Below are 25,517 nucleotides of genomic sequence, written 5' to 3'. Positions count from 1 at the left end.
TTCTCTCCAGAATGGTGGTACGAGGCCGGGCTCACAGCCGGGGCGCGATCTCTTCGGTGAAGATGCGGTGCCGGTCGGCGGCGGCGAGGTGGCAGGCCGCGTGGTGACCGGGCGTGGCCTCGGTCAGCACCGGGGTCTCGCTCGTGGAGCGCCCGCCGGTCAGCTCGGCGTAGGGGCAGCGCGGGTGGAAGGCGCAGCCGGACGGCACGTTGATCAGGCTGGGCGGGGTGCCCTTGACCGGGACGAGCCGGTCCTGGAGCTCGCGGTCGAGGCGCGGCATCGAGCCGAGCAGGCCCCAGGTGTAGGGGTGTTCGGGCGCGTCGAAGAGGGTGTCGGCGGGGCCGCGCTCGACGCACTTGCCGCCGTACATGACCAGGATGTCGTCGGCGAGTTCGGCGACCACCCCGAGGTCGTGGGTGATGATGATGACCGCCGAGCCGAACTCCTGCTGGAGGTCGCGGATGAGGTCCAGGATCTGCGCCTGGACGGTGACGTCCAGGGCGGTGGTGGGCTCGTCGGCGATCAGCAGCGAGGGGTCGTTGACCAGTGCCATGGCGATCATGGCGCGCTGGCGCATGCCGCCGGAGAACTGGTGCGGGTAGTCGTCCACCCGGCGGTCCGGCTGCGGGATGCCGACCCGGTCGAGCAGTTCGATCGCGCGGGCCCGGGCCTGCTTCTTCGTGGCCTGCGGGTGGTGCACCCGGTAGGCCTCGATGATCTGCGCGCCGACCGAGTAGTACGGGTGCATCGCGGTCAGCGGGTCCTGGAAGATCATCGCCATCTCGCGGCCGCGCAGCTGGCGGACCCGGTCCGGGCCGGCCGCGATCAGCTCCTCGCCGTCGAGGTGGATCTCGCCGGTGATCCGGGCCCGCTTGGAGCGGTGCAGGCCCATGATGCCGAGCGAGGTGACGGACTTGCCGGAGCCGGACTCGCCGACGATGCCGAGGGTCCGGCCCTTGTGCAGGTCGAAGCTGACGCCGTCCACCGAGCGGACCAGGCCGTCGTCGGTGTCGAAGTGGATCCGCAGGTCCCGGACGGAGAGGAACGGGTCCCCGGTGGGGGCGGCCGCGGGTGCCGGGGTCTTCTGGAGCTCGGTCACGACAGCCTCACCCGGGGGTCGACAGCGGCGTACAGGAGGTCAACCACGAGGTTGCAGAGAACGATGAAGAAGGCGGCGAGCAGCGTGACGCCGAGGATCTTCGGGAGGTCGTTGTCGGCGATCGCCGAGACGGCGAACGCGCCGACGCCCTGGAGCGAGAAGACCTGCTCGGTGATCAGCGCACCGCCGAGCAGCAGGCCGAGGTCCATGCCGAAGATGGTGACGACCGGGGTGAGCGCGGAGCGCAGCCCGTGCCGGACGACGACCTTGCGCTCGGCCAGGCCCTTGGCCCGGGCGGTGCGGATGTAGTCCTCGCTCATCGTCTCCAGCATTCCGGCGCGGGTGAGCCGGGCGTAGAGCGCGGAGTAGAGGAAGGCCAGCGAGATCCACGGGAGGATCAGGTTGCGGGCCCACATCAGCGGGTCGGCGGTGAAGTCGACGTACTGGAGGTTGTCCAGGATCGGCCACTCGTAGCTGAACAGCGTGAGCAGCAGCGCGCCGGTGAAGAAGACCGGCAGCGAGACGCCGGCGAGGGCGACGCCCATGGCGAGCCGGTCGAAGATCGAGCGCGGCTTGAGCGCGGAGACGACGCCGGTGGCGACGCCGGAGACCAGCCAGAGCACGGCCGCACCGACGGCCAGCGAGAGCGTGATCGGGATGCGCTTGGTCAGCTCGGGCCAGACCTCCAGGTGGTTCTTGAAGGAGTAGCCGAAGCAGGGCACGTGGCAGGTGGCCGCGTCCGGGCCGAACTTGTACTCGGCGCCGGTGACGAGGGCCTTCAGGAAGCGCCCGTACTGGACGTAGATCGGCTGGTCGAAGCCGAGGTTCTTCTTGACCGCCAGGACCGCCTCGGGGGACGGGTTCTTCCCGATGTACTGCGTGGCCAGCTGGTCGGTGGTCTCCCCGGCCAGGCGCGGCAGCAGGAAGAAGATCGCGAAGGTGACCGCGCTGACCACCAGCAGCAGCACCACGGCCGCGAGCGTCCTGCGGATGATGTAGGCAAACACAGTTGGGCGGCTCCGGCGGCCCGCCGCCGTCCGGGATCTTCCGGACGGCGGCGGGCGCCGCTGCCTTCACCTGCCTTCAGGGATGTGGAGCCAGGCTCTTACTTGGTCGTACCGATGTTCAGGTAGTCGTACTCACCCGAGAAGGCCGAGGTGGACACCAGGTTGGTGGCGTTGTCCGGGCGGTACAGGAAGACCTTGAAGTAGGTGAGCGGGACGTAGACCGCGCTCTCCATGACCTTCTTGTCGATCTCCGCGTAGATCTTCTCGCGGGCCGCCTTGTCGGTGTTGACCGCGGCGTCGTCGATCAGCTTGTTGATCGCGGGGTCGTTCAGCGAGGCCAGGTTGTTGTTACCGGCCTCCTTGATGGCGCGGCCGTCGACGATCTGCTGCAGGAAGCCGTAGCCGGTCGGCCAGTCGGCGCCCCACTGCATCATCATCAGGCCGATGTTCTTCTCCTTGTTCTTCGCCGGCACGCCGACGTTGTCGGAGAGGTACTTGCCCTGCGGGAACTGCTGGATCTCGGCGTTGATGCCGACCTTCTTCAGCGCGGCCTGGATCGAGGTCGCCGCGGCGATCTCGGTGGCGCGCTCGGTGCGGGCGCTCAGGACGGTCGAGAAGCCGTCGGGCTTGCCGCAGGCCTTGAGGGCCTCCTTGGCCTTGGCCTCGTCACCCTTGTTGTCCTTGGTGGCGTACAGGTTGGTGTCCTGGTGGCCCGGGATGTCGGCCGGGAGCACCGTGTTGGCGATCTGGCCGCGGACCGGGCCACCGATCGCGGTCTGCACCGAGACCTTGTCGATCGCGAACTGGACGGCCTTGCGGCAGTCGACGTTGTCGAACGGCGCCACGTGGCTGTCGATCGCGGTGTAGACCAGGCGGCCGCCGTAGGCGTTGTCCGTCTTGGCCTTCAGCTTCGGGTTCTGCAGGATCTGGGCCTGGGTCTGCGGGTCGACGCCGCCGCCGACGAGGTCCACCTGGGCGTTGCCGGCCAGCAGGTCCTTGTCGATGGTGGACTGCTCGATGTTCATCTTGAGCACGATCTTGTCCGCGAGCTGCTTGCGGATCGTGTCGGTGCCCTGGTCCCAGTTGGTGTTCGGCACCAGCGTGAGCTGCTTGCCGTCCTCGTAGGACTCGAACTTGTAGGAGCCCGAGGCGAGCGGGTGCTTGACGTAGTCGGCGCCCTTGTCCTTGTCCTTGGGGACGGGGACGGTCTGCGGGGCGGAGACCAGGTAGTCGAAGTCCGCGAAGGCGTGCTTCAGGTGGAAGACGACGGTGGTGTCGTCCGGCGTCTCGATCGACTTCAGGTCGCCGGAGGCGTCCTTGTACGGGCCCTCGTAGGGGGTCGGGTTGTCGACCAGCAGCTCCTTGAAGTACGTCGGGCCGTTGGAGAACACGTCCGGCGCGAAGTTGGAGCGCTCCACGGCGTACTTGACGTCCTTGGAGGTGATCGGGCTGCCGTCCTCGTACTTGAGGCCCGCGCGCAGCTTGTACGTCCAGGTCAGGCCGTCGGCGCTGGGCTGGCCCAGGGACTCGGCGAGGTCCGGGACGAGCTTGTTGCCCTCGTCGCCGGGGCCCGGCGCGAAGGTCGTCAGCGGACGCCCGTACAGGCGCGAGAAGTTGTAGATGTAGGCGTAGTACGTGTTGCCCGGGTCGAGGGAGTCCGGGGTGCCCTTCATCTCGTAGGTGACCGTCCCGCCCTTCTTGTCCGAGGCGTTGACGACCCCCTTGGTGGCCGCGTCGGCGCCGGCACCGGAGGCGGCGGAGGACGAGCTGGAGTCCCCGCTCTTGGAGGAACTGGAACAGCCGGTGACGACCAGGACAGTGGCGGCGGCCACTGCGGTCAGCGCGACGGTACGAGACCTACGCATGGTGGGATCAACCCCTTGAGGAGTGGTGGCGTATCGGAGGGTCCTGACGAGAGGTCAGTTGCTCTTGGGATCGAGGGCGTCACGCAGCCCGTCGCCGAGCAGGTTGAAGGCGAGCACCGTGAGGAAGATCGCCATACCGGGGACCACCATGTACTGGGGGTCCACCTGGTAGTACTTGATCGCGTCGTTGAGCATCCCGCCCCAGGAGGCCTGCGGGGCCTGGATGCCGACGCCGAGGAAGCTGAGGCCTGCCTCGAAGAGGATGTTGGTCGGGATCAGCAGGGTCGAGTAGACCAGGATCGGACCGACCAGGTTGGGCAGCAGCTCCTTGAACAGGATGAACGGCCCGCGGGCGCCCAGGCTGCGGGCGGCGTAGACGAATTCGCGCTCGCGCAGCGAGAGGGTCTGGCCGCGCACGATCCGGCCCATGTAGGGCCAGTTGAAGAAGCCGATCACGAAGATCAGCACCATGATGTGCAGCGGGAGGCCGTGCAGGCCGAACGCGCCGCCCTGGAGCGAGGCGGAGATCGCGATGGCGAAGAGCAGCAGCGGGAAGGCGAGGAAGACGTCCATCACCCGGCTGATCAGCCCGTCCACCCAGCCGCCGTAGTAGCCGGCCATCACGCCGAGCACGGTGCCGATGGTGTTGGAGAGCAGGGTCGCCCCGAAGGCGACGAGCAGCGAGACCCAGGAGCCCTCGATGACGCGGGAGAGCAGGTCACGGCCCTGGAGCGGGTCGACGCCGAGCGGGTGGTCCATGCTCATGCCGCCCCAGTCCCCGAACGGCAGGCCGCCGAGGTTGGCGTCGAGCAGGTCCTGGTTGAGCGCGTCGGGGTCGAGGCCGAAGACGGACTCGATCGGCTTGGCCAGCACGGCGAGCAGGATCAGCAGGATCACCACGACGCCGCCGGCGACGGCGGCCTTGTCCCGCTTGAAGCGGGTCCAGGCGATCTGGCCGAGCGAGCGGCCCTCGATCTTCTTGGCCGGGCCTGCGGTGGCAGCTGCCTCCGGTGCGTTCCCGGTGGTCTTGATGGGTGCGGTCATGGTCAGTTCGGTCCCCTCGCCGACGGTGGCCGGCCCACGGGTGCCGGTCGCCGGATCGGCGCTACGGCTGGTGCGGACGTGCGGAGGTGCAGAGGTGCGGACGTGCGGAGGTACAGGGCGTCGTTCACGGCGGTACGTCGTGCGGTGCTGCGTGCTCGGGTACTGCCGCCACGCGGGATGGGCATCGCGTGGATCAAGCGGTCCGCCTGCGCGTTCGCCTTTGTGAGGCGCCAACCACGCGCGGTGCGTTGCGCAGAACTCTCTGCCATGCGAACTGGCTTGCGCCAGCCCTGACAACCGACAGATGCCCAACTGTGATCTGTGGGCATGCACCTCCGGATCTTCGGCATATCGGTCTTCACACAGGTGTTACAAGCATGTCAAGAGGTAGGACTGAACTTCCCCGGGAATGGCGCGGAAAACACCACGGGGCCGGTCCGACATGACGTCAGACCGGCCCCGTGGAGGGGGTTTCGCGGTGGTACACCCTGGCGGGGCGGCGGCGCTCAGCGCCCCGGGTAACCGGGCCACGGCTGCTGCGGCGGCGCCTGCTGCCCCGGCCAGGCCGGGCCGGGCGGCTGGGTGCCGTAGGCGTACCCCGGCCCCGCCTGCGAGGCGTAGGGCGGCGGCGGCACCGGCGGGTAGGTGGCGGCCGGCGGCCGGCCCTGGCCGCCCGCCTCGCGGTCGTAGAACGGCCGCGCGTTGGCGCGCATCCAGAGCGCCACCGGGTCGTACTCGTCCCCCATCGCGACCGTGGAGACGGCCAGCCCCTCGGGCGCGACCGCGATCGCGCGCTGCATCAGGGCCCGGACGGCCTCCACCGCCGGCGGTGAACTCTCGTACAGCTCAAGGCCGATGGCCAGGTACGGTTCGCCCACGGAGGGCTGTACCCAGGCCCGGCGCAGCGCCTTCACGGCGCGCACCTCGACGGCCTGCCGCTCCAGCAGCGCGAAGAACTGCTGGGCCGGCACCTGCGGTTCGCTCAGCTTCAGCGGTCCGGCCGGCAGCCGGTCCAGGCCGGCCGCGATCCGCCGCAGGTCGGCCCAGGGCACGCCGACCCCGCCACCGGGCGCGTGCGGGTTCAGCCAGAGGCCCCAGCGGGTGCGGTACAGCGAGGCGGCGATCTCGCGCCCCGGGATCACCTCGTGCGCCCGCGCCCAGCCCGACGCCGCGAGCTGCTCGGGCGAGGTGACCGCCGGCGCGTACCCGTGGCCGCCGATGTCCATGTTCCCGTACTGGGCGTCCGGGCTGCCCGGCGTGCCGTGCCAGAGCAGCATCCAGACCTGCCCGTCGGCCAGGGCGTGCAGCAGCGCCTCGTACGCCTCCCAGCGTTCGGGCGCGACCTCGCGCAGGGCGTGCTCCAGCGCTCTCGGATCCGCGCCCGGGCGCCCGGCGGATGCCTGGCCCCAGGGCCCCGGTGCACCGCCCGCTACCGCTCCCGCACTCATGCGCCCACCTCGCTGCGCCTCTTCTTTCCCTCGCCTGCCGCCGGCCCGGCGGGTGTCTGCACGCACCCTATGGGGCGCCACCGGCCACCGCCACGCCGACGTGCTGCCCGGACCTCTCCGACCCGTCCGCGGGCCGCCCGGCGACGGGCCGGGAGGGTCGGGCTCACATCCGTGCGTAGAACGGCCGGACCTGGTTGAGCATCCACTCGACCACGGGGTCCTCCACGAGGTCGAGCAGTACGAGGTGGACGCCGCCGGGCAGCGGCGCGGTTCCCAGCGCCCGGCCCAGCGCGTCGTTCACGGCGGCCGGGTCGGCCGGGGCCGACCGGTCCAGCTGGACGCCGAGGAACATCACCGTCGGCTCGCCCTCGACGCTGGCCAGCGCCCGCCGGGCGGTGAGCACGCCGGGCAGCAGGGAGAGTTCGGCGCGGCAGGCGGCGAGGAAGGCCTCCGGGTCCTCGCCCGGCACCGGCTCGCGCAGCGCCACCCGGCCGCCGGTCGGGCCGCCCGCCTCCTCGGCGGCCGCCCAGCGGTCCTCGCGCGGCCCGCGCCGCAGCTCGGCCACGCCCTGCGGCGGCACCGGGATGCCGACCGCCGCCTCCGGGTTCACCGCGATGCCCACGCCCAGCGGCAGGCCGCGGGCGAACTCCCAGACCGGCGCGACCGCGAAGGCCATCCCGGGCGCCTGCTGCAGGAACACCTCCTGCGAGGAGAAGACCGGTACGTACGGCTCGCCGGCCAGCTCGACCGTCGGCAGGTTCAGCGCCTGCCCCTGCGGGTCGGCCCCGGCCGGCAGCGGCACCCAGACGTGGCTGCGGGCCAGCACCTCGAACACCCGCGGCGTCGCGCCCGGATCGCCGAGCGCGGCGGTGAGCACCTGCTCCAGCTCGTTGGCCGGCCATCCGCCGCCCGGCACGGACCCCTCCGGGCCGCCCCACCCCTGCTGCTCCACCGGGTACCCCATGCGCCCCTTGTACCGCCTCACTGGCTCGTCGACGCGTGCAGCCTAGCGGGCCGCCCGGGGCCCCTCTCCCGCACGGGCGCCGGACGTGCCATGATGTCCGCGTCCCCGCGTGCTTCCGTGTGTTTCGCGCAGGGGCCCTCCTAACTCCATACCGGCCGTTCGAACCCGCGCGGGAGAGTCCGGAGTGCCGCCCCCAGGCGGCAGGACCGGCGCCGAAGGAGCAAGTCCTCCCCGGAATCTCTCAGGCACCCCTACCGCACGGATTAGGCACATCTGGAAAGTGGCGCACGGCCCTGTCGTGCACCCACCCACGGTGCAAGCCGCCATGCTGTCCTGTTAGCTGTAAAGAGCTGCGGGCCCGCGTGCGGTGAAGCTCTCAGGTACGACGACAGATGGGGAGACCCAGCCGCCGCATGCCCGCGCGCAGGCCAGGTCCCTCTCCGAGCGGGGCCGGTCCGGCGTGCGCACCCCTGAGTGCCCAGACCGAGGAGTTCCAGGCCATGTCGTCCCTCCGCCTCACCGCGCTCGACGCGCTGCACCGCAGCCTCGGCGCCACCATGACCGACTTCGCCGGCTGGGACATGCCGCTGCGTTACGGCAGCGAGCGCGAGGAGCACCTCGCCGTCCGCACCAAGGCCGGTCTCTTCGACCTCTCGCACATGGGCGAGATCACCGTCACCGGCCCGCAGGCCGGCGAGATGCTGGACCACGCGCTGGTCGGCTTCGTCTCCGCGCTGGGCGTGCTGCGCGCCCGCTACACCATGATCTGCGCCGAGGACGGCGGCATCCTGGACGACCTGATCGTCTACCGCCTGCGCGAGGACGCCTTCCTGGTCGTCGCCAACGCCTCCAACGCCCAGCTGGTGCTGGACGAGCTGATCGCCCGCGCCAAGGGCTTCGACGCCGTCGTCACGGACGACCGCGACACCTACGCGCTGATCGCCGTCCAGGGCCCGGAGGCGACCGGCATTCTCGCCGACACCACCGAGGCCGACCTGCCGGGCCTCAAGTACTACGCGATCCTCCCGGCCCAGGTGGCCGGCCGCGACGTGCTGCTCGCCCGCACCGGCTACACCGGTGAGGACGGCTTCGAGATCTTCTGCAACCCGGGCGACGCCGAGCACATCTGGCAGGCGCTGACCGGGGCCGGCGCCGACCGCGGCCTCGTCGCGTGCGGCCTGTCCTGCCGCGACACGCTGCGCCTGGAGGCCGGCATGCCGCTGTACGGCCACGAGCTCTCCACCGAGCTGACCCCGTTCGACGCCGGTCTCGGCCGGGTGGTCCGCTTCGACAAGACCACCAACGAGGGTGCGTTCGTCGGCCGCAAGGCGCTGGAGAAGGCCGCCGCCGAGGCCGAGGCCAACCCGCCGCGGGTGCTGGTCGGCCTGGTCTCCGAGGGCAAGCGCGTGCCGCGCGCCGAGTACACGGTCGTCTCCGCCGACGGCGAGCCGATCGGCCGGATCACCTCCGGTGCGCCGTCCCCCACCCTGGGCAAGCCGGTCGCCATCGCGTACGTGGACGCGGCGCACGCCGCTCCCGGCACCGCCGTGGCGGTCGACGTCCGCGGCAAGCACGAGCCGGTCCAGGTCGTGGCGCTGCCGTTCTACAAGCGCGCCCGCTGACCCACACCCCTTCCCGAGGCACGTCCGGCTCACGGGCCGCTTCGTCGTACCCGCTTCCCATCCTGGAGAATGACGCCATGAGCAACCCCCAGCACCTGCAGTACACCAAGGAGCACGAGTGGCTGACCGCCGCCGAGGCCGGTGTCTCCACGATCGGCATCACCGCCCACGCGGCCGACGCCCTCGGTGACATCGTCTACGTGCAGCTTCCCGAGGTCGGCGACGCCGTGACCGCCGGTGAGACCTGCGGCGAGCTGGAGTCCACCAAGTCGGTCAGCGACCTGTACTCGCCGGTCACCGGTGAGGTCACCGAGGTCAACCAGGACGTCCTGGACGACAACTCGCTGGTCAACAGCGCCCCCTTCGAGGGCGGCTGGCTGTTCAAGGTGCGCGTCGAGGCCACCGACGAGCTGCTGAGCGCCGACGAGTACAACGCCCTCACCAACCCGGCCTGAGCCTCCCGCCGGGGCGGCCGCAGCGCGGCGGCCGCCCCAGCACCGGCCGCCCCCGTACTCCCTCCTCCCGGGAAGACCACACCATGAGTGTTCTCAACCAGTCCCTGCACGCTCTCGACCCCGAGATCGCCGCCGCGGTCGATGCCGAGCTGCACCGCCAGCAGACCACCCTGGAAATGATCGCCTCCGAGAACTTCGCCCCGGTGGCGGTCATGGAGGCCCAGGGCTCGGTGCTGACCAACAAGTACGCCGAGGGCTACCCCGGCCGCCGCTACTACGGCGGCTGCGAGCACGTCGACGTGGTCGAGCAGATCGCGATCGACCGGATCAAGGCCCTGTTCGGCGCCGAGCACGCGAACGTCCAGCCGCACTCCGGCGCGCAGGCCAACGCCGCCGCCATGTTCGCGCTGATCCAGCCGGGTGACACCATCCTGGGCCTGTCGCTGGCCCACGGCGGCCACCTGACCCACGGCATGAAGATCAACTTCTCCGGCAAGCTCTACAACGTGGCCGCGTACCACGTCGACGACAAGACCGGCCAGGTCGACATGGCCGAGGTCGAGCGCCTCGCCAAGGAGCACCAGCCGAAGCTGATCATCGCCGGCTGGTCCGCCTACCCGCGCCAGCTGGACTTCGCCGCGTTCCGCCGGGTCGCCGACGAGGTCGGCGCCCTGCTGATGGTCGACATGGCGCACTTCGCCGGTCTGGTCGCGGCGGGCCTGCACCCGAACCCGGTGCCCTACGCGGACGTGGTCACCACCACCACCCACAAGACCCTGGGCGGCCCGCGCGGCGGCGTCATCCTCTCCAAGGCCGAGTGGGCCAAGAAGATCAACTCCGCGGTCTTCCCCGGCCAGCAGGGTGGTCCGCTGGAGCACGTGATCGCCGGCAAGGCCGTCGCCTTCAAGGTCGCCGCCACGGAGGAGTTCAAGGAGCGCCAGCAGCGCACCCTGGACGGCGCCCGCATCCTCGCCGAGCGCCTGCTCCAGGCCGACGTGGCCGAGGCCGGCGCCTCGGTGCTCTCCGGCGGGACGGACGTCCACCTCGTCCTGGTCGACCTGCGCAACAGCCAGCTGGACGGCCAGCAGGCCGAGGACCGCCTCCACGAGGTCGGCATCACGGTCAACCGCAACGCCATCCCGAACGACCCGCGCCCGCCGATGGTCACCTCCGGCCTGCGGATCGGCACCCCGGCCCTGGCCACCCGCGGCTTCCGGGCCGAGGACTTCCGCGAGGTCGCCGACATCATCGCCGAGGCGCTCAAGCCCGCCTTCGACGAGACCGTCGCCGCTTCGCTCAAGGCCCGGGTCACCACCCTCGCCGACAAGTACCCGCTCTACCCGAACCTGTAGTTCGGCCGCAGGTGACCGGCCTCACCCCGCCGGGCCACCTGGGATTCCGGGGCACCGCGCACACTGGAGAGTGCGCGCGGTGCCCCGTTCCGTGCCGGTACCCCGCCTGCTCGCCCCTCCACGAGACCAGACAAGGACGTCCTCCGTGGCCATCAGCGTCTTCGACCTCTTCTCCATCGGCATCGGCCCGTCGAGTTCCCACACCGTCGGCCCGATGCGCGCCGCCCGGATGTTCGCCCGCCGGCTGAAGTCCGAGGCCCTGCTGACCGAGGTGGCGGGCGTGCGGGCCGAGCTGTTCGGCTCGCTGGGCGCCACCGGCCACGGCCACGGCACCCCGAAGGCCGTCCTGCTCGGCCTGGAGGGCCACTCCCCGCGCACGGTCGACGTCGACCGGGCCGACCAGGACGTCGAGCGGATCACCGCCGAGAAGCGGATCAACCTGCTCGGCGTGCACGCCATCGACTTCGACCGCGACACCCAGCTGATCCTGCACCGGCGCCGCTCGCTGCCGTACCACGCGAACGGCATGACCCTCTGGGCCTTCGCCGCCGACGGCACCACGCTGCTGGAGAAGACGTACTACTCGGTCGGCGGCGGGTTCGTCGTCGACGAGGACGCCATCGGCGCCGACCGGGTCAAGCCCGACGACACCGTGCTGAAGTACCCGTTCCGCACCGGCGACGAGCTGCTCCGGCTCAGCCGCGAGACCGGCCTGTCCATCTCCGGCCTGATGCTGGAGAACGAGAAGGCCTGGCGGACGGAGGAGGAGATCCGGGCCGGCCTGCTGGAGATCTGGCGGGTCATGCAGGAGTGCGTCCGGGCCGGCATGTCCCGCGAGGGCATCCTCCCCGGCGGGCTCAAGGTCCGCCGGCGCGCCGCCTCGGGCGCCCGCGCGCTGCGCGCCGAGGGCATCGGCCCGGCCAACGCGATGGAGTGGGTCACCCTCTACGCGATGGCCGTCAACGAGGAGAACGCCTCCGGCCGCCGCGTCGTCACCGCGCCCACCAACGGCGCCGCCGGCATCATCCCGGCCGTCCTGCACTACTACCTGAACTTCATCCCCGGCGCGGACGACGACGGCATCGTGCGCTTCCTGCTCGCGGCCGGCGCGATCGGCATGCTCTTCAAGGAGAACGCCTCCATCTCCGGCGCCGAGGTCGGCTGCCAGGGCGAGGTCGGCTCGGCCTGCTCGATGGCGGCCGGCGGCCTCGCCGAGGTCCTCGGCGGCAGCCCCGAGCAGGTCGAGAACGCCGCCGAGATCGGCATCGAGCACAACCTCGGGCTCACCTGCGACCCGGTCGGCGGCCTCGTCCAGATCCCGTGCATCGAGCGCAACGGCATGGCGTCCGTGAAGGCCGTCACCGCGGCCCGGATGGCCCTGCGCGGCGACGGCCGGCACCACGTCTCCCTCGACAAGGCGATCAAGACCATGAAGGAGACCGGCGCCGACATGAAGATCAAGTACAAGGAGACGAGCCGCGGCGGCCTCGCCGTGAACGTCATCGAGTGCTGATCGAGGCTCACCGCTGATCCTCACCAGCCCCCCGGACGCGTGCCGTCCGGGGGGCTCGTGCGTTCCGCTCCCCGCACGGTGTGCCACCCCGTAGCACACCGTGGCACACCCGGCTAGGCTGATCCCATGACCGTGCAGCCTGAGATCACCCAGCGGGACCTGCGCAGCAGGTCGAGAGAGATCATGGACGCCGTCGAGGCCGGCCAGTCGTTCACGGTCACCCGTGACGGCCACCGCATCGGCGAGTTGATCCCACTGAAGCGCCGGAGGCGCTTCGTCCCCCGGGCGGAGTTCGCCGCGATGTCACGCAGCGCGCCCGGGATCTCCCTGGATGCCTTCCGGGCGGATCAGGACGCCACCGCCGCACAGGAGACGGACGATCCCTATGCCCGTTGAACACCCGCGGGGTCTGCTCGACACCAACATCATGATCCTTCGCCGCTGGGTGGACCCGGCCGAGCTCCCGATCGAGATGGCCATCAGCGCGATCACCCTGGCCGAGCTCTCCGCCGGACCGCACGAGGTCCGGCGGAACGAGGAGCAGCCGGGCTACGACGAGTACGCGGAGCGGGCCCGCCGGCTCGATGTCCTCCAGCGTGCCGAGAACGAGTTCGACCCCATCCCCTTCGACGCCGAGGCGGCACGCGTCTACGGCCGGATCTGCGCCGCCGTGATCGGTGCCGGACGGAAGCCCCGAAGGCGCGTGGCCGACCTGATGATCGCCGCGATCGCCGTCGCCGAGGACCTCCCGCTGTTCACCACCAACCCGGACGACTTCAAGGGCCTGGAGACACTCCTGACCGTCGTCCCGGTGACGCGCCCGGCCGTTCCGCACGATCGCTGAGCAGGCGCCGGTTCGCGCTGCCACCGGAGCGGCTGCCGGGCACCTGCGGAAGCCCTCGGGACGTCGCACTTGCGCCCCCGGACGCGTGCCGTCCGGGGGGGCTGGTGCGTTCCGCCCCCCGCTCCCTCAGGCCAGGGTGGCGGCGGCCTCGGCGTGGAACTCAACGTACTCGACGGTGGCGCCGCCGGGGTGGCGGGCGGTGAGGTTGCGGCCGGTGGGGACGGCGTTGGGCCCGTCGAGGATCTCGCCGCCGTGGGTGGCGACGAGGGCGAGGACTTCGTCCAGCGAGGTGACGATGACGGTCGCGTGGGTGCCCCGGTAGGGGGCGAGGGCCTCTTCGGTGCCGGCGATCAGGAGATGGCCGCCGATGCTCGCGAGTTCGAGGTCCCGGTACGGGAAGCGCAGCGACGGCTGCTCGCCGGTGAGCCCGACGAAGGTCGGCAGGGCGGCGTCGAGGTCGTCGACGTAGACGCGGGTCAGGGTGCGGACGACCGGCATGGCGGGGCTCCTCCTGGGTCGGGCGGGCGCTCGATCATTTCGATATTCCCGAAACGTCGAATCGAGCCGCATACTACGGGGAGCCGACGATCAACGGGAAGGGAGGAGCCGTATGGACCTGCCCGTCGTCCTGCACGCCCTCGGCGACCCCGTCCGGCTGGACCTCGTCCGCCGGATGGCCGCGCACGGCGAGTGCGCGTGCAGCCCCGAGGGCCTGAGCGTCCCGCGGTCCACGCTCTCCAACCACTGGCGCATCCTGCGCGAGGCCGGCCTCACCGACACCCGGGCGGACGGCAAGGCGCGGATCATGTCCCTGCGCCGCGCCGAGCTGGACGCCGCGTTCCCCGGCCTGCTGCCGGCCGTCCTCGGCCCCGCCGGGGCCTAGGCCAGGAGCTCCGCGGGGACATCGGTGGCGCGGGTGAAGACCGAGACCGGGTGCTGGTCGTCGCAGTACTTGTTGCCGGTCGAGACGATGCCGATCACCACACCGCCCGCCACCAGCGGGCCGCCGGAGTCCCCCTTGCAGACACTGTCGGCGCGGCCGGGCTTCGGCAAGCCGCAGACCCTCTCCCGCGGCGAGTCGGTGGGCCAGACGTAGGGCTCGCAGTCGGCCAGGGGCGCCAGGGTGAGCGCCGCCTTCTTCAGACGGGTACCCGGGCCGCTGTCGGGGCCGGTGCGGCCGTAGCCGTAGAGGGTGGCCGTGCCGCCCTCCCGGTACAGCGCCTCGTCGGCCTGCCGCGCCACCCGGACCGGGCGCTGGGTGAGCGGCCGGTCCAGGGTGAGGACGGCCGCGTCGTGCTCCAGGCCCGGGGTGTACCGCGGGTCGATCCGGTAGCTCCGGACCTTCCGCACCTGGCCGGCGGAGCCGTTCAGGTCCGTCCGCCCGGCGATCACCCGCAGGGTGGTCGGGTCGTCCGCCTCGGCGGCGCAGTGGCCGGCGGTGAGCACCTTGGTGGGCGCGATCAGGGCGCCCGTGCACCACTGCTCGCCGGTCGCCGTCTCCAGCGCCACCACGAACGGGTTGGCCGCAGTGGTGGCGCCGGCCCCGCCGTGCACGGCGGCGGCCGGCGGGGCCGCCGCCGCCACCAGGCCGGCGGCGGCGAACAGCATGGTCATGTGACGTCGCTTCGGCTTGCGCATCGGGAGGGCTCGCTTTCTCGGTTTCTCTGTCCGTACGTCGGATCACTGCCGGCGGCTCCCCAGGGCCGGCGCCACCCGGACGGGGCGACCGGACGACCGGGGGACGGGCGACCGGGCTCCGGGCCACCGCCGGACCGAAGCGTGGCCCGCCGCCCGTCCCGGCCGCCACCCCCGGCGGGCGGATAGGGACGCTGGAACGCCGGCGGGTACCGTGAGCTGGGGATTCGGCGGGGCCTGGAACGCCGTACCGGGACGAGGGCGGCGGGGATGAGCGTGGAGACGGACGAGTTCGCGGCACTGCTGCACGAGCTGAAGGAGCGTTCGGGCCGCAGCTACGGCGCGCTCGCGGCTCGGCTCCACGTCAGTACGTCCACCCTGCACCGCTACTGCAACGGCGCGGCCGTCCCCACCGAGTACGCGCCGGTGGAGCGGTTCGCGCGGGTCTGCGGGGCGGGCGCCGACGAGCTGGTCGAGCTGCACCGCCGCTGGATCCTCGCGGACGCCGCCCGCCGCCGGGAGCCGGCCGCGGCCGCGCCCGTACCGCCGCCGGCGCCCGCGCCCCTGCCGGAGCCCGCGCCCGCTCCGGGGCCGCTGCCCACGGTGGCCTCCGGGCCGGCCGGTGACGTCCGGAGGCCCCGGCGCCGTCCGCGCACGCCGGTCCTGCTGATCGTGACGGCCGTGGCCGTGGCAGCGGCCGTGGTGATCCCGGCCGTCGCCCTGAACGGCCGGGCGGACACCCCGCGGGCGAGCCCGCCGTCGCCGGCGGCCCTCGCCACGACACCCCCGGCAGCGGCGGCCGCCGCGGCGCCCGGCCCCGCGGCGACACCTTCGACAGCACCCCCGGCCGCGCCCCCGGCACCCACCACCGCCTCCGCCCCGCCGCGCACCGAGGACGACCCGCCGCCCTTCCAGGTGAACGTCATGACGGACAACTGGGGCAGCGCCTGCGGCCAGTGGTTCCTGAGCCCGCAGCCCCCGCGCGCCGTGGCCGCGCCGCCGGAGAACGCGCAGACGGACAGCTGGGCCGCCGCTCAGCACGCCGTCCCCGGCGGGCACCTGCGCCTCCAGGTGACCGCCCAGGGCGCCGACGCCAAGCCCGTCGTCCTGCACTCCCTCTACGTGCACGTGGTCAGCACGAAGCCCGCCCCGAAGTGGAACGCCTACATGATGGGATCCGGCTGCGGCGGCGCCATCACCCCGGCCGCGTTCACCGTCGACCTCGACGCGGCGGCACCGCGCCCGGTGCCCGTCCCGGCCATGGAGGGGAACACCAGGGGCAGGAGCTCGGCCTTCCCCTACACCGTGTCGGCCACCGACCCGCAGGTGCTGAACGTCGACGCGGGCACCGTCTCCCAGGACGTCTCCTGGTACCTCAGCGTGGCCTGGAGCAGTGGCGACCTGCACGGCAACCTCAAGATCGACGACCACGGCCGCCCGTTCCGCACCGCCGGCCTGAAGGGCGCGCCGGCCTACTTCTACCAGGACGACCGCGCCGGCTGGGCTCCCACCACCCCGGACGCGTGAGCCGCACCCCGGCAGCCGCGGGGTGCGGCTCGCCGGGCGGTTCCACCGCGGACGACGAAGGTTCCACCGCGGACGACGAAGGCCGGCACCCCCTCCTCGGGGTGCCGGCCTTCGGGTCGGGCGGGGGGGGTCAGGCCGCGAGCCGCGCCTCGTCGGCCGGGGCCTCCTTGGCGGCGGGCTTGGTGTTCCGCATGACCAGCGTGGCCAGGACGGCCGCGCCCAGGATGCTGATCGCGCTGATGGTGAGGGTGCTCGCCATGGCGGAGGTGAAGGCCTCCCGGGCGGCGTGGACGAGGCCCGCGTCACCGTGGGCGGCACCGAGCGCGTCGACGATCGAGCGCTTGGCCTGCTCGCTCGAACCGGCCGGCATCTCGTGGGCGAAGCGGCTGGAGAGCAGCGAGCCGAGGATGGCGATGCCGAGCGCGGTGCCGGCCTGCTGGATGGTGTCGTTGAGGGCGGAGCCGACGCCGGCCTTGTCGGTGGGGATGGTGCCCATCAGGGCGCCGACGGCGGCGGGCATCGCCAGGCCGGCGCCGAGGCCGAGCAGGCCGAGGGCGACGGCCGGGACGGTGAAGCCGCTGTCCGCGGAGACGGTGGTCAGCAGGCCGAACGAGGCGGCCATGACGAGCATGCCGACGAGGATCAGGGCCCGGTGGCCGACCTTCGCGGTCAGCCCGGCGCCGGCGCCGTTGCCGATCAGTGCGGCGACGGCGAGCGGGACGAAGGCCATGCCGGCCTTGACGGGCGAGTAGCCGAGCACGAACTGCAGGTACTGGGTGAGGACGAGGAGCAGGCCGCCGTTGCCGACCTGGACGAGGGTGAGGGAGAGCGAGCCGCCGCTGAAGTTGCGGTGCTTGAAGAGGACGAGCGGCACCATCGGGGCGCTGGTGGTGTTCTCCCAGACCACGAACCCGCCGAGGGCGGCCACGGCCACCGCGAGGGTGACCAGGGCCCGGCCGCCGAAGGCGCCGTGCTGCGGGATCTCGATGATCCACCAGATCAGGGCGGTCATGCCGACGGCGGAGAGGACGGCGCCCAGCGGGTCCGGCTTCTGCCACGGGCCCTTGGACTCGGGCATCAGGGTGAGGGCGGCGGCGACGGCGAGGGCGACGACGGGCACGTTGACGAAGAAGATCGAGTGCCAGGAGAAGTGGTCGATCAGGAAGCCGCCGAGGACGGGGCTGCCGACGAGGCCGAGCATCGAGACGGAGCCCCAGGCGGCCATGGCCTTGCCGCGCTCGTCCTCGTCGAAGACGGTGATGAGGATCGAGAGCGTGGAGGGCATGATCAGCGCGCCGCCGACGCCCATGGTGACGCGGGCGGCGATGACCTCGCCCGGGTTGGTGCAGTACGTCGCGGCGAGCGAGGCCGCCCCGAACAGCAGCAGGCCGACGACCATCACCTTCCGGCGGCCGAACCTGTCCCCGAGGCTGCCCGAGGTGAGCAGCAGCCCGGCGAAGACGAGGACGTAGGAGTCCAGGATCCACTGGATGTCCTGGGTCGTCGCCCTGATGTCCTCCGTCATGGCGGGGACGGCGACGGTGAGCGCCATGCTGTCGATGACCAGGACCAGCGTGCTGAGGCAGAGCACGACAAGGATCCACCAGCGACGTGGGTTGCGGGTATTCATGGGGTTTCCCTCCGAGCTGCGCACGCTGTTCCTTCGATGCGCACACTGTACGCAGAGCGGAACAGTGTGCGCAACACTCGGCACATGTACGCTGAATGCGCACGGTGTACGCAGCAGAGTGGAGGACACCATGGCCGCAAAGGCGAGCCCCAGCCCGATCCCGTCCGTATGGGCCCGGCAGCAGCGCGAGCCCGACCAGCCCTCGCTGAGCCGCGCCGCGATCGTCCGCGAGGCCGTCGTCATGCTGGACGCGGACGGCGTCGAGGCGCTCAGCATGCGCAAGCTCGGCGCCCGCCTGAACGCCGGCGCGACCTCCCTCTACCGGCACGTGGCCACCAAGGACGAGCTGATGGAGCTCGCGGTGGACGAGGTCTTCGGCGAGATCGCCATCCCGCCCGCCGACACCCCGGACTGGCGGGCGGCCGTCGTCGCCGCCTCCGAGGCGTTCCGCGCGACGACACTGCGCCACCGCTGGCTGGCCACCGTGCTCGGCCAGGCGGGGCTCGCCTACCTGGGCCCCAATCTGATGGCCTACTCCGAGCGGCTGGCCGCCCTGTTCGCCGCCGCCGGCTTCCCCGAGCCCGAGCGCGCGATCGAGACCGTGCTCTCGTTCACGATCGGCATGAGTACGACGGAGGCGGCCTGGCTGACCACGGTCGCCCGCTCCGGCGAGACCGAGGCCGAGTTCGTCGCCCGCCTGATGCCCGCCGCCAAGGAGGCCGTCGCCGGCACCGACCACCTCGCCCACGCGTACGACGCGGTGGAGACCCTCGACCCGGAGGCGCTGCGCGACTCCAAGTTCGCCTACGGCCTGGAGGTCATCCTCGACGGCCTCGCCCTGCGACTGCCCCGCGCCTGACGCCGGCGCCCTCGGCCGGAGCGGCCGGGCGGCGGTGCGGACCTCCCGGAGTAGGCGCGGACGCGCGGGGCCGCGGGGCCGCCACCTGCGGCGTCCGGCCTCGCGCGCGAGCGAGCGCCCCACGCCCTGGAGACAAAGCCGGGGCGGGTTCGTATCCTCGGCGCCATGACACCCTTCCGGATGAGAAGACTCGCCACAACTCTCGCACTGTTACTCGGAGTTGGGCTCGCCATGGTGACCACGCCGGCCTCCGCCGCCGGTGGCGCCGCGTTCTCGGTGGACAAGCACACGGCCACGGGCGGCGACACCCTGACCGTCACGCTCTCGCTCACCAACAACGAGTCCACCGACATCTACTTCGCCTACCAGTTCATCCAACCCGTCTGGCCGCTCAACTCGACCCCCGGCTTCATCGTCGTCACCGGCTGCGGCGGGGACGTGGTGGACTGCTCGATCGGCGAGATGACCGCGCTGTTCCACCCGCGCCTGCCGATCACCCCGGGCGCCACCCGGACGATGACGATGACCGTGAAGATCGTCGAACGCGGCGTCGGCACCGGCATGCTGGGGATCAACTGGTCCCCCTACAGCTACTACGAGTACGGCTCCCCCGCCGCCAACCCCGCGCTGAGCCGGCAGGAGGGCTCCCAGACGGGCACCCCCGCGCTGGAGACCGTCGTCACCTACTAGACGAGTGCGTCCGATGTGATCGGTGAGCGGTAATCAGTGAGCGGTGATCGGCGATCGGCGATCGAGGGCAATCGGTGAGCGGGTGACCGACGCGCCGATCCTGTTGTTGTGTCGGACGCCGGTCGCCAGTGCGAGGACGCACCGGGCGGCCCGGACCGCGACGCCCTCGTTCTCGCGGTCGGCCTCCAGCAGCTCCGGGTGGTGACGGCGGGGCGGGCCGCTCGGCCCGCCCCGCCGTCACCGTGCCCGAAGGCGGTCAGGTCAGTGCCGGCCCGCCTTGCGGCGACGCATGACCAGGACGGTGCCCGCCCCGACCAGCCCGAGGGCGGCGAACAGGGTCAGGCCGATGTTCGCGCCGGTCGAAGCCAGGCTGCCCGAACCGTTCACCGCCGCAGACCCGGAAGCCGAGGGCGAGGGCATGCCGCCGGCAGCCGCGTCGACCGCCGAGCCGGTCGAGGAAGTGGACGCCGCGGTGGGACCGGAGGAGGCCCCGGCGGTGACCGACGCCGATACGGACGCGGACGTGGTGGCGCTCGGTGAGCCAGAGGTCGACGACGTCGGCGCGGACGGCGTGGTGGAGGTGGACGACGTCGGCGTCGACGGCGTGGTGGACGTCGACGGCGTCGGCGTGGTGGAGGCGGACGACGTCGGCTTGGACGGCGTCGGGCTCGGAGAGGTGCTCACCGCCGGGCAGGTGTGCGAGAGGTTGAACCACTTCACCTCGCCGCCCTTGACCTCGGCGCTGGCCGAGGTCAGCGTGGCGCCCGGAGCCGACCCGACGTAGGCGTGCTTGGTGGTGGGCGGCCCGAACACGGTGACCACCTGCGGTGCGCCGTGGTCGAAGGCGACCGTGAGCTTGACGAAGTCCGTTGAGTTGCCCGGGAGAACGAAGTGCCAGCCGTCCTGGTCGGTGCCGATCGACCCGCACTTCGCCTCGTGCTCGCCGAAACCGGAAGCCGTGAGGGGCAGGTCCTGGTGGACCGGGACGGTGTAGGTGCCGGCAACGGCGAGGGCCGAGGGCGCCGCGGGAAGGATCAGGAGGCCGGCAGTCGCTGCCGTGAAAACGGCGCGGGTGATGGGAGAAGCGCGCATGGTTACCGTTCACTGTGAGAGGTGGGGGCGGAGGGGCCGGCCGGTCCGATCGGACCGAAACGTGGCCGCCTCATGCCCCTCAGCGCCACCGCCGCCCCACATGTCACACCCCGGACGCAACTTTTCGGCATCGATCCGCGCACTACCCACCGAACGCCCGGCACCCGGCACCCGGGCTACCGGCGTCCGGATGAATGCGTCCGACGTGCTCGGTGGTCCTGGGCGATGAGTGATCGCTTGAGCGCGGCGTCGGCGGCCCAGTTGTGCCGGCTCGCGGCGGCGGGGGCGAGTAGTCGATGACCGGTGCGGGCGAAGACACCGGCCTCGGTGCGGGCGCCGTGCTCGTCTTCACAGACCGACCGACGGACACCCTTCGTCATGGTCGGGGCCGGTCCGGACATCGGACTCATTCAGCTCGGGCCGGCGCCTGTTCCTGCACGACGGCGAACAGGTCCGCGCGCGCTCGGCCTGCATGCGGCGGACGTCTGGCAACTGCGCCGCCAACCCCGCGCTGAGCCGGCAGGAGGGCTCCCGATCGGGCACCGCCGCACTGGAGACCGTGGTCACCTACTAGGACGGCAACGGCCTCCCGGCCGGGACGGAGCCGCAGCCCGCGAGCGGTGGCCCCGTCGCCGCGCCTCCGTAGACTGACAGGCATGGCATGCCGCATCAGTGAGCTCGTCATCGACTGCGCCGACCCCGAGGCGCTCGCCGCGTTCTGGAGCGCCGTCCTCGACTACGTCGAGCTCGACCGGGAGGCGGACGGGAGCATCGAGATCGGGCCCGCCGGCGCCGGCTTCGGCGGCCCGCAGCCGACCCTCGTCCTCAGCCCCAGCAGCGACCCGCGGGCCGGGAAGCTCCGGCTGCACATCGACGTCAACCCCACCGACCGCGACCGCGACGCCGAGCTGGAGCGACTGCTCGCCCTCGGCGCCCGGCCCGTCGACGTCGGCCAGACCGGCGCCGAGGGCTGGCACGTCCTGGCCGACCCGGAGGGCAACGAGTTCTGCCTCCTGGACTCCCGGATCCCACCCGTCTGAGCACCCACGTGGGCATGGCGGCACCGCTCCCGCCTGCGCAGGAAGTCGGCCGGTCCGACTTCCTGCGCGGCCGGGAGTGGCGGATCAGACGTCGAAGGCCTTCACCCGGACCACTGCGGTCGTGTCGTCCTCGTAGGTGACGTCCAGCTCCAGGAACATCGCCTGCCCGTGCGGACGCGACTCGTTCGTCTCCTGGGAGTTGGCGAAGTGCAGCCCCGGCCCGTACTTCTCGACCGGCCGCACGCGGGGGAAGGCCGTGGCCAACCGGTCGGCGAGGTCGGCACGGGGCATCCGGAACTCGGCCGTGTAGCCGCGGTCCATCAGCGAGTTGGTGTCCATGCAGTTCGCCCCGGTGGCCTGCGCGGGCATCGAGGCGCCCGCGAACTCCAGGACCTCCGAGCAGTCGGCCCTGGTCGGACTGCCGTCCCTGGTGGTGAGCGCGTACGCGAAGAGGGCCAGGCCGAGCAGGGGCGCGAGGACGACGCCGGCCCCGAGGGCGATGGCGGCCCACTTGAGCCACCTGCGGCGTGCGGGAACGCGTTCGGCCTGCATGAAGGAACCCCCTGGCTGCCCTGATGTACGGCGCGACGTCGCCGCCATATTGAACACGTTCAACTCGCCGGATCGGTTCCCACCCTCAGCTCGAACCAGACAGTCTTGCCGATCCGGCCAGGACCGCGGAGCCGGGCGCCCCAGGAGAAGGCGAGCGCGGCGACCAGTTCGAGGCCGCGCCCGCCCTCGTCCTCCGGGCCGGCGCACCGGGGCTCGGGGAAGTCGGGGTCCGCATCGGAGACCTCCACACGGAGCAGCTCGCCCGGATGCAGGGCGACGCGGACGCCGATCAGCCGGTCGTGAGGGGCGCGCGCGTGCCGGCAGGCATTGGTGACCAGTTCGCTCAGGAGGAGCAGGGCCGTCTCGGTGGTGTCGTCGGGGACGCCCCAGGCGTAGGCCTGCCGCAGGAGTTGCAGGCGGGCCCGGCCGGCACTGCGGGGGTGGCGGGGGAACATCCACTCGATGTCGGAGAGCTGAGTGATCATCACGGTCCTTGGTGCGGAGAGGCTTTGGCATCACTCACAGGAGCGGAGTTCAGCCATTTCACGCTCCGAGAATCGGCGTTCGGGCTTAGCCTCAGGAGTGACGACGGCGGTTCGACGACGGAATGACCCGCTGGTCGACCGCATGAGGATGGGGGTCCAGTGATGAGTGCGCCCGCGCAGCCGCCGATGGCCTGGAAGTACTGCGGCGACCAGATCAAGCGCTGGCGCGAGCAAGCGGGCGTGACCCGGGAGCAGTTGAGCCAGGCGGCGAGCTACGACATCGAGAGCGTGCGGTCGATGGAGGCGGGGAGGCGGAAGCCCTCGTTCAAGCTGCTGTCCACGGCCGACGAGCTCTGCAACGCCCGCGGGATGCTTCTGGGCGCACAGGACTTCCTGAAACCGGAGAAGTTCCCGTCCTACTCGAAGGGCTTCACCCAGGCCGAGAGCGAGGCCATCGCCCTCCAGGCGTATGCATCTCTGGTAATTCCGGGGCTGCTGCAAACCGAAGAGTACGCGCGCGAGTTGATCAATAGCGCCTATCCGCCACTGGACGACGAGACGGTCGAGGTTCGCGTCGCAGGTCGGATGCAACGGCAAGAAAGATTGAGGGCAGCACCAACCACGATGTACGGCTTCGTGATCTACGAAGCCTCCTTCCGCGCCATCGTTGGCAATGCAGATGTCATGAAGCGCCAGCTCAGTCACCTGCTCACCGTCGGCAAGCTACGCAATGTCTCGATCCAGGTGCTACCCATCGACCGAGCGGCCCGCGCCGCTCTCGACGGCCCGATGGTCCTCCTTGAGACCCCCGACCACGAGCAGCTCGCCTATGTCGAGGGGCAGTACACAGGCATCCTCTACGCCGATCCCGAGCGCGTGAACGTCATCGCGCAGCGCCATGGCATGATCCGCATGCAGGCCCTCAGCATTGAGGAGTCGGTAGCGTTCATCAGAAGGACCGCGGAGGAGCTATGAGCGACAGGCTCGCATGGTTCAAGTCCAGCTACAGCAACAGCGACGGCGGGGACTGCATCGAAGTCGCCCTCTCGTGGACCAAGTCCAGCTACAGCACCACTGATGGCGGCGAGTGCGTCGAGGTCGCCGCCTCCCCTCTCGCCATCCACGTCCGGGACTCCAAGGACAAGGCCGGGCCGCAGCTCTCCTTCTCCCCCTCCGCCTGGGCCGCGTTCCTCGCCTTCGCGGCCGAAGCTCAGGCTCCGGCGGTCGAGTGACTCCCTGAAGGAATGGGTGGGTAGCTCCTACCCACCCACCCTCCCAAGTGCCGCCGCAGCAAGCCTGTATGACTAATCGTCACCGTTCGCCACTTCCTCCGCACGGCGTGTAGCGTGCGCACAAACGAATCAACCCCCGCCGGTGCGCCAACACCGAACGGGGGTTTGACCAGCACGATCGAATGGAAGTCGATCCCGTGGCTACCCACGAGTTTAGCGCCGCTGTGCCCTCCATGGCCTCTCCTGGCTACGGAAAGCAGTCCGCGCCGGGCCAAAAGCCCCATCGTGCCGCTGACTTCGCACACCTGCCCGCCCGCGAGGCGTACCTCGCAAGCCTCATCGACCGGCTGCCCGACGGCGCCGCGATGGACACCAAGACCCTCGCCCGCGAGCAGCCCCACTACGGCCAGCAGGCCGTCCGCACCGCCCTCAACAACCTCTCCACCGCCGGCCATCTGCGCCGGGTCCGGGAGCGCGTCGACGGTGACCGCACCCAGTGGGTGTTCCGCACCTACTTCTCCCGGACGGCCCGGGACGACGCATGGTGGTACCGCTTCCTGACCGGCGGCGACACCGACCAGCCCGACCAGCCCGCCCCGGAGGAACTCCCGCACCCTCGAACCGACCGGTCGCCCGCCCACCAGGCCCTCGCCGCCCTCGGGTTCACCGATCCCCGGCTCGCGCTCTCCGCCCGCGACTGCGACTCCCTCGAACCGCTCGCCGCACAGTGGCTCGCGCGCGGAGCCGGCACCGCGCACCTCGTCACCGCACTCACCGCGGGGCTCCCGGCCACCGTCCACAGCCCGGCCGCCCTCGTCCGGCGCCGCCTGCTCGACAAGATGCCGCCCGACCGCCCCCGGGAGCCCACCCCCTCCCCCACCCCCACCATCCGCATCGTCGAGTGCACCGACTGCCGCGTCCCCGCCCGTCCGCAGGCCCTGCTCGGCGGGCTCTGCCGGGACTGCCGGGCGGGCACCGGCGCCACGCCCCCGCCGCCCGCCCGACTCTCCCCGGCGGCGGTGCGACGGCACGCCGCGCGCGCCCGCGACGCGGCGGCCCACCGCAACCGCGGCGTCCCCCAGGAGCACTGATCCCGCCCTCACACCCGCCCGCCTAGACTCCCGATCAGCGCGCGATCGGATCGGGGGTGGGGCGTTGAACACACGGGAGTGGTCCTTCTACGAGGGCGTCGACGGCTCGACGCCCGTCGTCAAGGACCTCCAGAAGGCCCGGCTCGCCACCCACGAGCGGGCCCGGCTGTTCGTGCTGATGAACCGCGTCAAGGAGCGCCGGACGATGCCCGGGGACGTCAAGGACCTCGGCAACGACCTGCTGGAGGTCCGGCTCACCGGCGATCACCGCACCTTCCGGCTGCTCTTCGCGGAGGAGTCCGGGGGGCTCGTCCTGCTCGCCCTGTCGTTCTTCCAGAAGAAGTCCCAGCAGACCCCTCCGAACGAGCGCGGCGCCGCCGAGCGGCGGCTCAGGGAGTGGCGGAGCCGGTCGCGGGTGGCCTGAGTCACCGGTTCTCGGTATCGGCTTTGGGCGATAATGTTGAAGCACTC

The 25,517-nt window shown here is 71.6% G+C and carries 28 protein-coding genes and 1 riboswitch; of the genes, 16 read left to right on the top strand and 12 right to left on the bottom strand.

From position 1 onward, the window contains the following. Nucleotides 1-31: 31 nt before the first annotated feature. The 6 genes from OH807_RS26540 to OH807_RS26515 form a co-directional block, all read right to left on the bottom strand. Nucleotides 32-1,099 carry an ABC transporter ATP-binding protein gene (locus tag OH807_RS26540; protein WP_406203276.1) on the bottom strand — a complete coding sequence of 356 codons (1,068 nt, stop codon included), beginning with the start codon at nucleotides 1,097-1,099 and terminating at the stop codon, nucleotides 32-34. Continuing rightward, complete coding sequence (locus tag OH807_RS26535; protein WP_406203273.1) at nucleotides 1,096-2,106, bottom strand: ABC transporter permease; 1,011 nt, start codon at nucleotides 2,104-2,106, stop codon at nucleotides 1,096-1,098. The genes OH807_RS26540 and OH807_RS26535 overlap by 4 nt, the downstream gene beginning before the upstream one ends. Before the next feature lie 98 nt (nucleotides 2,107-2,204). Continuing rightward, nucleotides 2,205-3,971: an ABC transporter substrate-binding protein gene (locus tag OH807_RS26530; RefSeq protein WP_406203270.1), complete on the bottom strand. Its 1,767-nt coding sequence runs from the start codon at nucleotides 3,969-3,971 to the stop codon at nucleotides 2,205-2,207. A 54-nt stretch (nucleotides 3,972-4,025) separates the two neighbouring features. Next, nucleotides 4,026-5,015 (bottom strand): ABC transporter permease, encoded by a 990-nt coding sequence (locus OH807_RS26525; RefSeq protein ID WP_406203267.1) that lies wholly within the window; start codon nucleotides 5,013-5,015, stop codon nucleotides 4,026-4,028. Nucleotides 5,016-5,521: 506 nt separating this feature from the next. Next, on the bottom strand, nucleotides 5,522-6,463 hold the full coding sequence (locus tag OH807_RS26520) for an enhanced serine sensitivity protein SseB C-terminal domain-containing protein (protein ID WP_406203264.1): 942 nt from the start codon (nucleotides 6,461-6,463) through the stop codon (nucleotides 5,522-5,524). Nucleotides 6,464-6,626: 163 nt separating this feature from the next. Continuing rightward, a complete protein-coding gene (locus OH807_RS26515) occupies nucleotides 6,627-7,427 on the bottom strand; it encodes an enhanced serine sensitivity protein SseB (RefSeq protein ID WP_406203261.1) in 801 nt (266 codons plus the stop codon). 160 nt (nucleotides 7,428-7,587) lie between these two features. After that, nucleotides 7,588-7,694: riboswitch (glycine riboswitch) on the top strand. Nucleotides 7,695-7,927: 233 nt separating this feature from the next. Here OH807_RS26515 and gcvT point away from each other — a divergent pair. The 6 genes from gcvT (at nucleotide 7,928) to OH807_RS26485 (ending at nucleotide 13,213) form a co-directional block, all read left to right on the top strand. Continuing rightward, nucleotides 7,928-9,049, top strand: coding sequence for a glycine cleavage system aminomethyltransferase GcvT (gene gcvT, locus OH807_RS26510; protein ID WP_406203258.1), 1,122 nt, complete (start codon nucleotides 7,928-7,930; stop codon nucleotides 9,047-9,049). 77 nt (nucleotides 9,050-9,126) lie between these two features. After that, complete coding sequence (gene gcvH, locus OH807_RS26505) at nucleotides 9,127-9,504, top strand: glycine cleavage system protein GcvH (protein WP_406203255.1); 378 nt, start codon at nucleotides 9,127-9,129, stop codon at nucleotides 9,502-9,504. 83 nt (nucleotides 9,505-9,587) lie between these two features. Further along, entirely contained in the window at nucleotides 9,588-10,856 is a 1,269-nt protein-coding gene (glyA, locus tag OH807_RS26500; RefSeq protein ID WP_406203252.1) for a serine hydroxymethyltransferase, read from the top strand. 145 nt (nucleotides 10,857-11,001) lie between these two features. Next, nucleotides 11,002-12,369, top strand: a complete 1,368-nt coding sequence (locus OH807_RS26495) for an L-serine ammonia-lyase (protein ID WP_406203249.1) — start codon at nucleotides 11,002-11,004, stop codon at nucleotides 12,367-12,369. A gap of 126 nt (nucleotides 12,370-12,495) precedes the next feature. Continuing rightward, complete coding sequence (locus OH807_RS26490; protein ID WP_406203246.1) at nucleotides 12,496-12,765, top strand: type II toxin-antitoxin system Phd/YefM family antitoxin; 270 nt, start codon at nucleotides 12,496-12,498, stop codon at nucleotides 12,763-12,765. Continuing rightward, entirely contained in the window at nucleotides 12,755-13,213 is a 459-nt protein-coding gene (locus OH807_RS26485) for a type II toxin-antitoxin system VapC family toxin (RefSeq protein ID WP_406203243.1), read from the top strand. Before OH807_RS26490 ends, OH807_RS26485 begins: the two co-directional genes overlap by 11 nt. Before the next feature lie 126 nt (nucleotides 13,214-13,339). On the opposite strand, the gene OH807_RS26480 is transcribed toward OH807_RS26485, so the two are convergent. Then, nucleotides 13,340-13,711: a VOC family protein gene (locus tag OH807_RS26480; protein WP_406203240.1), complete on the bottom strand. Its 372-nt coding sequence runs from the start codon at nucleotides 13,709-13,711 to the stop codon at nucleotides 13,340-13,342. Nucleotides 13,712-13,823: 112 nt separating this feature from the next. On the opposite strand from OH807_RS26480, the gene OH807_RS26475 reads away from it, so the two are divergent. Further along, nucleotides 13,824-14,096: an ArsR/SmtB family transcription factor gene (locus OH807_RS26475; protein ID WP_406203237.1), complete on the top strand. Its 273-nt coding sequence runs from the start codon at nucleotides 13,824-13,826 to the stop codon at nucleotides 14,094-14,096. Here the strand turns inward: OH807_RS26475 and OH807_RS26470 are convergent. Continuing rightward, nucleotides 14,093-14,827 (bottom strand): S1 family peptidase, encoded by a 735-nt coding sequence (locus OH807_RS26470; protein ID WP_406203234.1) that lies wholly within the window; start codon nucleotides 14,825-14,827, stop codon nucleotides 14,093-14,095. The genes OH807_RS26475 and OH807_RS26470 overlap by 4 nt on opposite strands. 291 nt (nucleotides 14,828-15,118) lie before the next feature. Here OH807_RS26470 and OH807_RS26465 point away from each other — a divergent pair, with 291 nt between their 5' ends. Continuing rightward, the gene (locus OH807_RS26465) at nucleotides 15,119-16,375 is read left to right on the top strand and encodes a helix-turn-helix domain-containing protein (RefSeq protein ID WP_406203232.1); all 1,257 of its coding nucleotides are present in this window, start codon (nucleotides 15,119-15,121) and stop codon (nucleotides 16,373-16,375) included. 130 nt (nucleotides 16,376-16,505) lie between these two features. Here OH807_RS26465 and OH807_RS26460 read toward each other — a convergent pair whose 3' ends face one another. After that, the gene (locus OH807_RS26460; RefSeq protein ID WP_406203230.1) at nucleotides 16,506-18,005 is read right to left on the bottom strand and encodes an MFS transporter; all 1,500 of its coding nucleotides are present in this window, start codon (nucleotides 18,003-18,005) and stop codon (nucleotides 16,506-16,508) included. Nucleotides 18,006-18,135: 130 nt separating this feature from the next. Between OH807_RS26460 and OH807_RS26455 the strand changes: the two genes are divergently transcribed. Together OH807_RS26455 and OH807_RS26450 are read left to right on the top strand one after the other, a co-directional pair. Next, nucleotides 18,136-18,864 carry a TetR/AcrR family transcriptional regulator gene (locus tag OH807_RS26455; RefSeq protein ID WP_406203228.1) on the top strand — a complete coding sequence of 243 codons (729 nt, stop codon included), beginning with the start codon at nucleotides 18,136-18,138 and terminating at the stop codon, nucleotides 18,862-18,864. 231 nt (nucleotides 18,865-19,095) lie between these two features. Beyond that, entirely contained in the window at nucleotides 19,096-19,554 is a 459-nt protein-coding gene (locus tag OH807_RS26450; RefSeq protein WP_406203225.1) for a hypothetical protein, read from the top strand. Between the two features lie 261 nt (nucleotides 19,555-19,815). Here OH807_RS26450 and OH807_RS26445 read toward each other — a convergent pair whose 3' ends face one another. Beyond that, nucleotides 19,816-19,941, bottom strand: a complete 126-nt coding sequence (locus OH807_RS26445) for an LPXTG cell wall anchor domain-containing protein (RefSeq protein ID WP_406203223.1) — start codon at nucleotides 19,939-19,941, stop codon at nucleotides 19,816-19,818. Between the two features lie 31 nt (nucleotides 19,942-19,972). On the opposite strand from OH807_RS26445, the gene OH807_RS26440 reads away from it, so the two are divergent. Together OH807_RS26440 and OH807_RS26435 are read left to right on the top strand one after the other, a co-directional pair. Next, nucleotides 19,973-20,338 (top strand): hypothetical protein, encoded by a 366-nt coding sequence (locus OH807_RS26440; RefSeq protein WP_406203221.1) that lies wholly within the window; start codon nucleotides 19,973-19,975, stop codon nucleotides 20,336-20,338. A 964-nt stretch (nucleotides 20,339-21,302) separates the two neighbouring features. Beyond that, complete coding sequence (locus tag OH807_RS26435; RefSeq protein ID WP_406203220.1) at nucleotides 21,303-21,686, top strand: VOC family protein; 384 nt, start codon at nucleotides 21,303-21,305, stop codon at nucleotides 21,684-21,686. Nucleotides 21,687-21,770: 84 nt separating this feature from the next. On the opposite strand, the gene OH807_RS26430 is transcribed toward OH807_RS26435, so the two are convergent. Together OH807_RS26430 and OH807_RS26425 are read right to left on the bottom strand one after the other, a co-directional pair. Beyond that, entirely contained in the window at nucleotides 21,771-22,238 is a 468-nt protein-coding gene (locus OH807_RS26430; protein ID WP_406203218.1) for a hypothetical protein, read from the bottom strand. A gap of 59 nt (nucleotides 22,239-22,297) precedes the next feature. Beyond that, nucleotides 22,298-22,723, bottom strand: coding sequence for an ATP-binding protein (locus OH807_RS26425; RefSeq protein ID WP_406203216.1), 426 nt, complete (start codon nucleotides 22,721-22,723; stop codon nucleotides 22,298-22,300). Between the two features lie 162 nt (nucleotides 22,724-22,885). On the opposite strand from OH807_RS26425, the gene OH807_RS26420 reads away from it, so the two are divergent. The 4 genes from OH807_RS26420 to OH807_RS26405 all read left to right on the top strand — a co-directional run bounded on the left by OH807_RS26420 (nucleotide 22,886) and on the right by OH807_RS26405 (nucleotide 25,470). Beyond that, nucleotides 22,886-23,698, top strand: coding sequence for a helix-turn-helix transcriptional regulator (locus OH807_RS26420; protein WP_406203214.1), 813 nt, complete (start codon nucleotides 22,886-22,888; stop codon nucleotides 23,696-23,698). Further along, the gene (locus OH807_RS26415) at nucleotides 23,695-23,955 is read left to right on the top strand and encodes a DUF397 domain-containing protein (protein ID WP_406203213.1); all 261 of its coding nucleotides are present in this window, start codon (nucleotides 23,695-23,697) and stop codon (nucleotides 23,953-23,955) included. The genes OH807_RS26420 and OH807_RS26415 overlap by 4 nt, the downstream gene beginning before the upstream one ends. Nucleotides 23,956-24,320: 365 nt before the next feature. After that, a complete protein-coding gene (locus OH807_RS26410) occupies nucleotides 24,321-25,046 on the top strand; it encodes a hypothetical protein (RefSeq protein WP_406203211.1) in 726 nt (241 codons plus the stop codon). 64 nt (nucleotides 25,047-25,110) lie between these two features. Beyond that, the gene (locus OH807_RS26405; RefSeq protein WP_406203209.1) at nucleotides 25,111-25,470 is read left to right on the top strand and encodes a type II toxin-antitoxin system RelE/ParE family toxin; all 360 of its coding nucleotides are present in this window, start codon (nucleotides 25,111-25,113) and stop codon (nucleotides 25,468-25,470) included. Nucleotides 25,471-25,517: the final 47 nt, after the last annotated feature.

The sequence above is a fragment of the Kitasatospora sp. NBC_01560 genome (genome assembly GCF_045208415.1).
In the GTDB taxonomy this organism is placed as follows: Bacteria; Actinomycetota; Actinomycetes; order Streptomycetales; family Streptomycetaceae; genus Kitasatospora.
The sequence above is the reverse complement of the archived record's forward strand: the minus strand, read 5'-3'. Positions and strand labels throughout refer to the sequence as shown.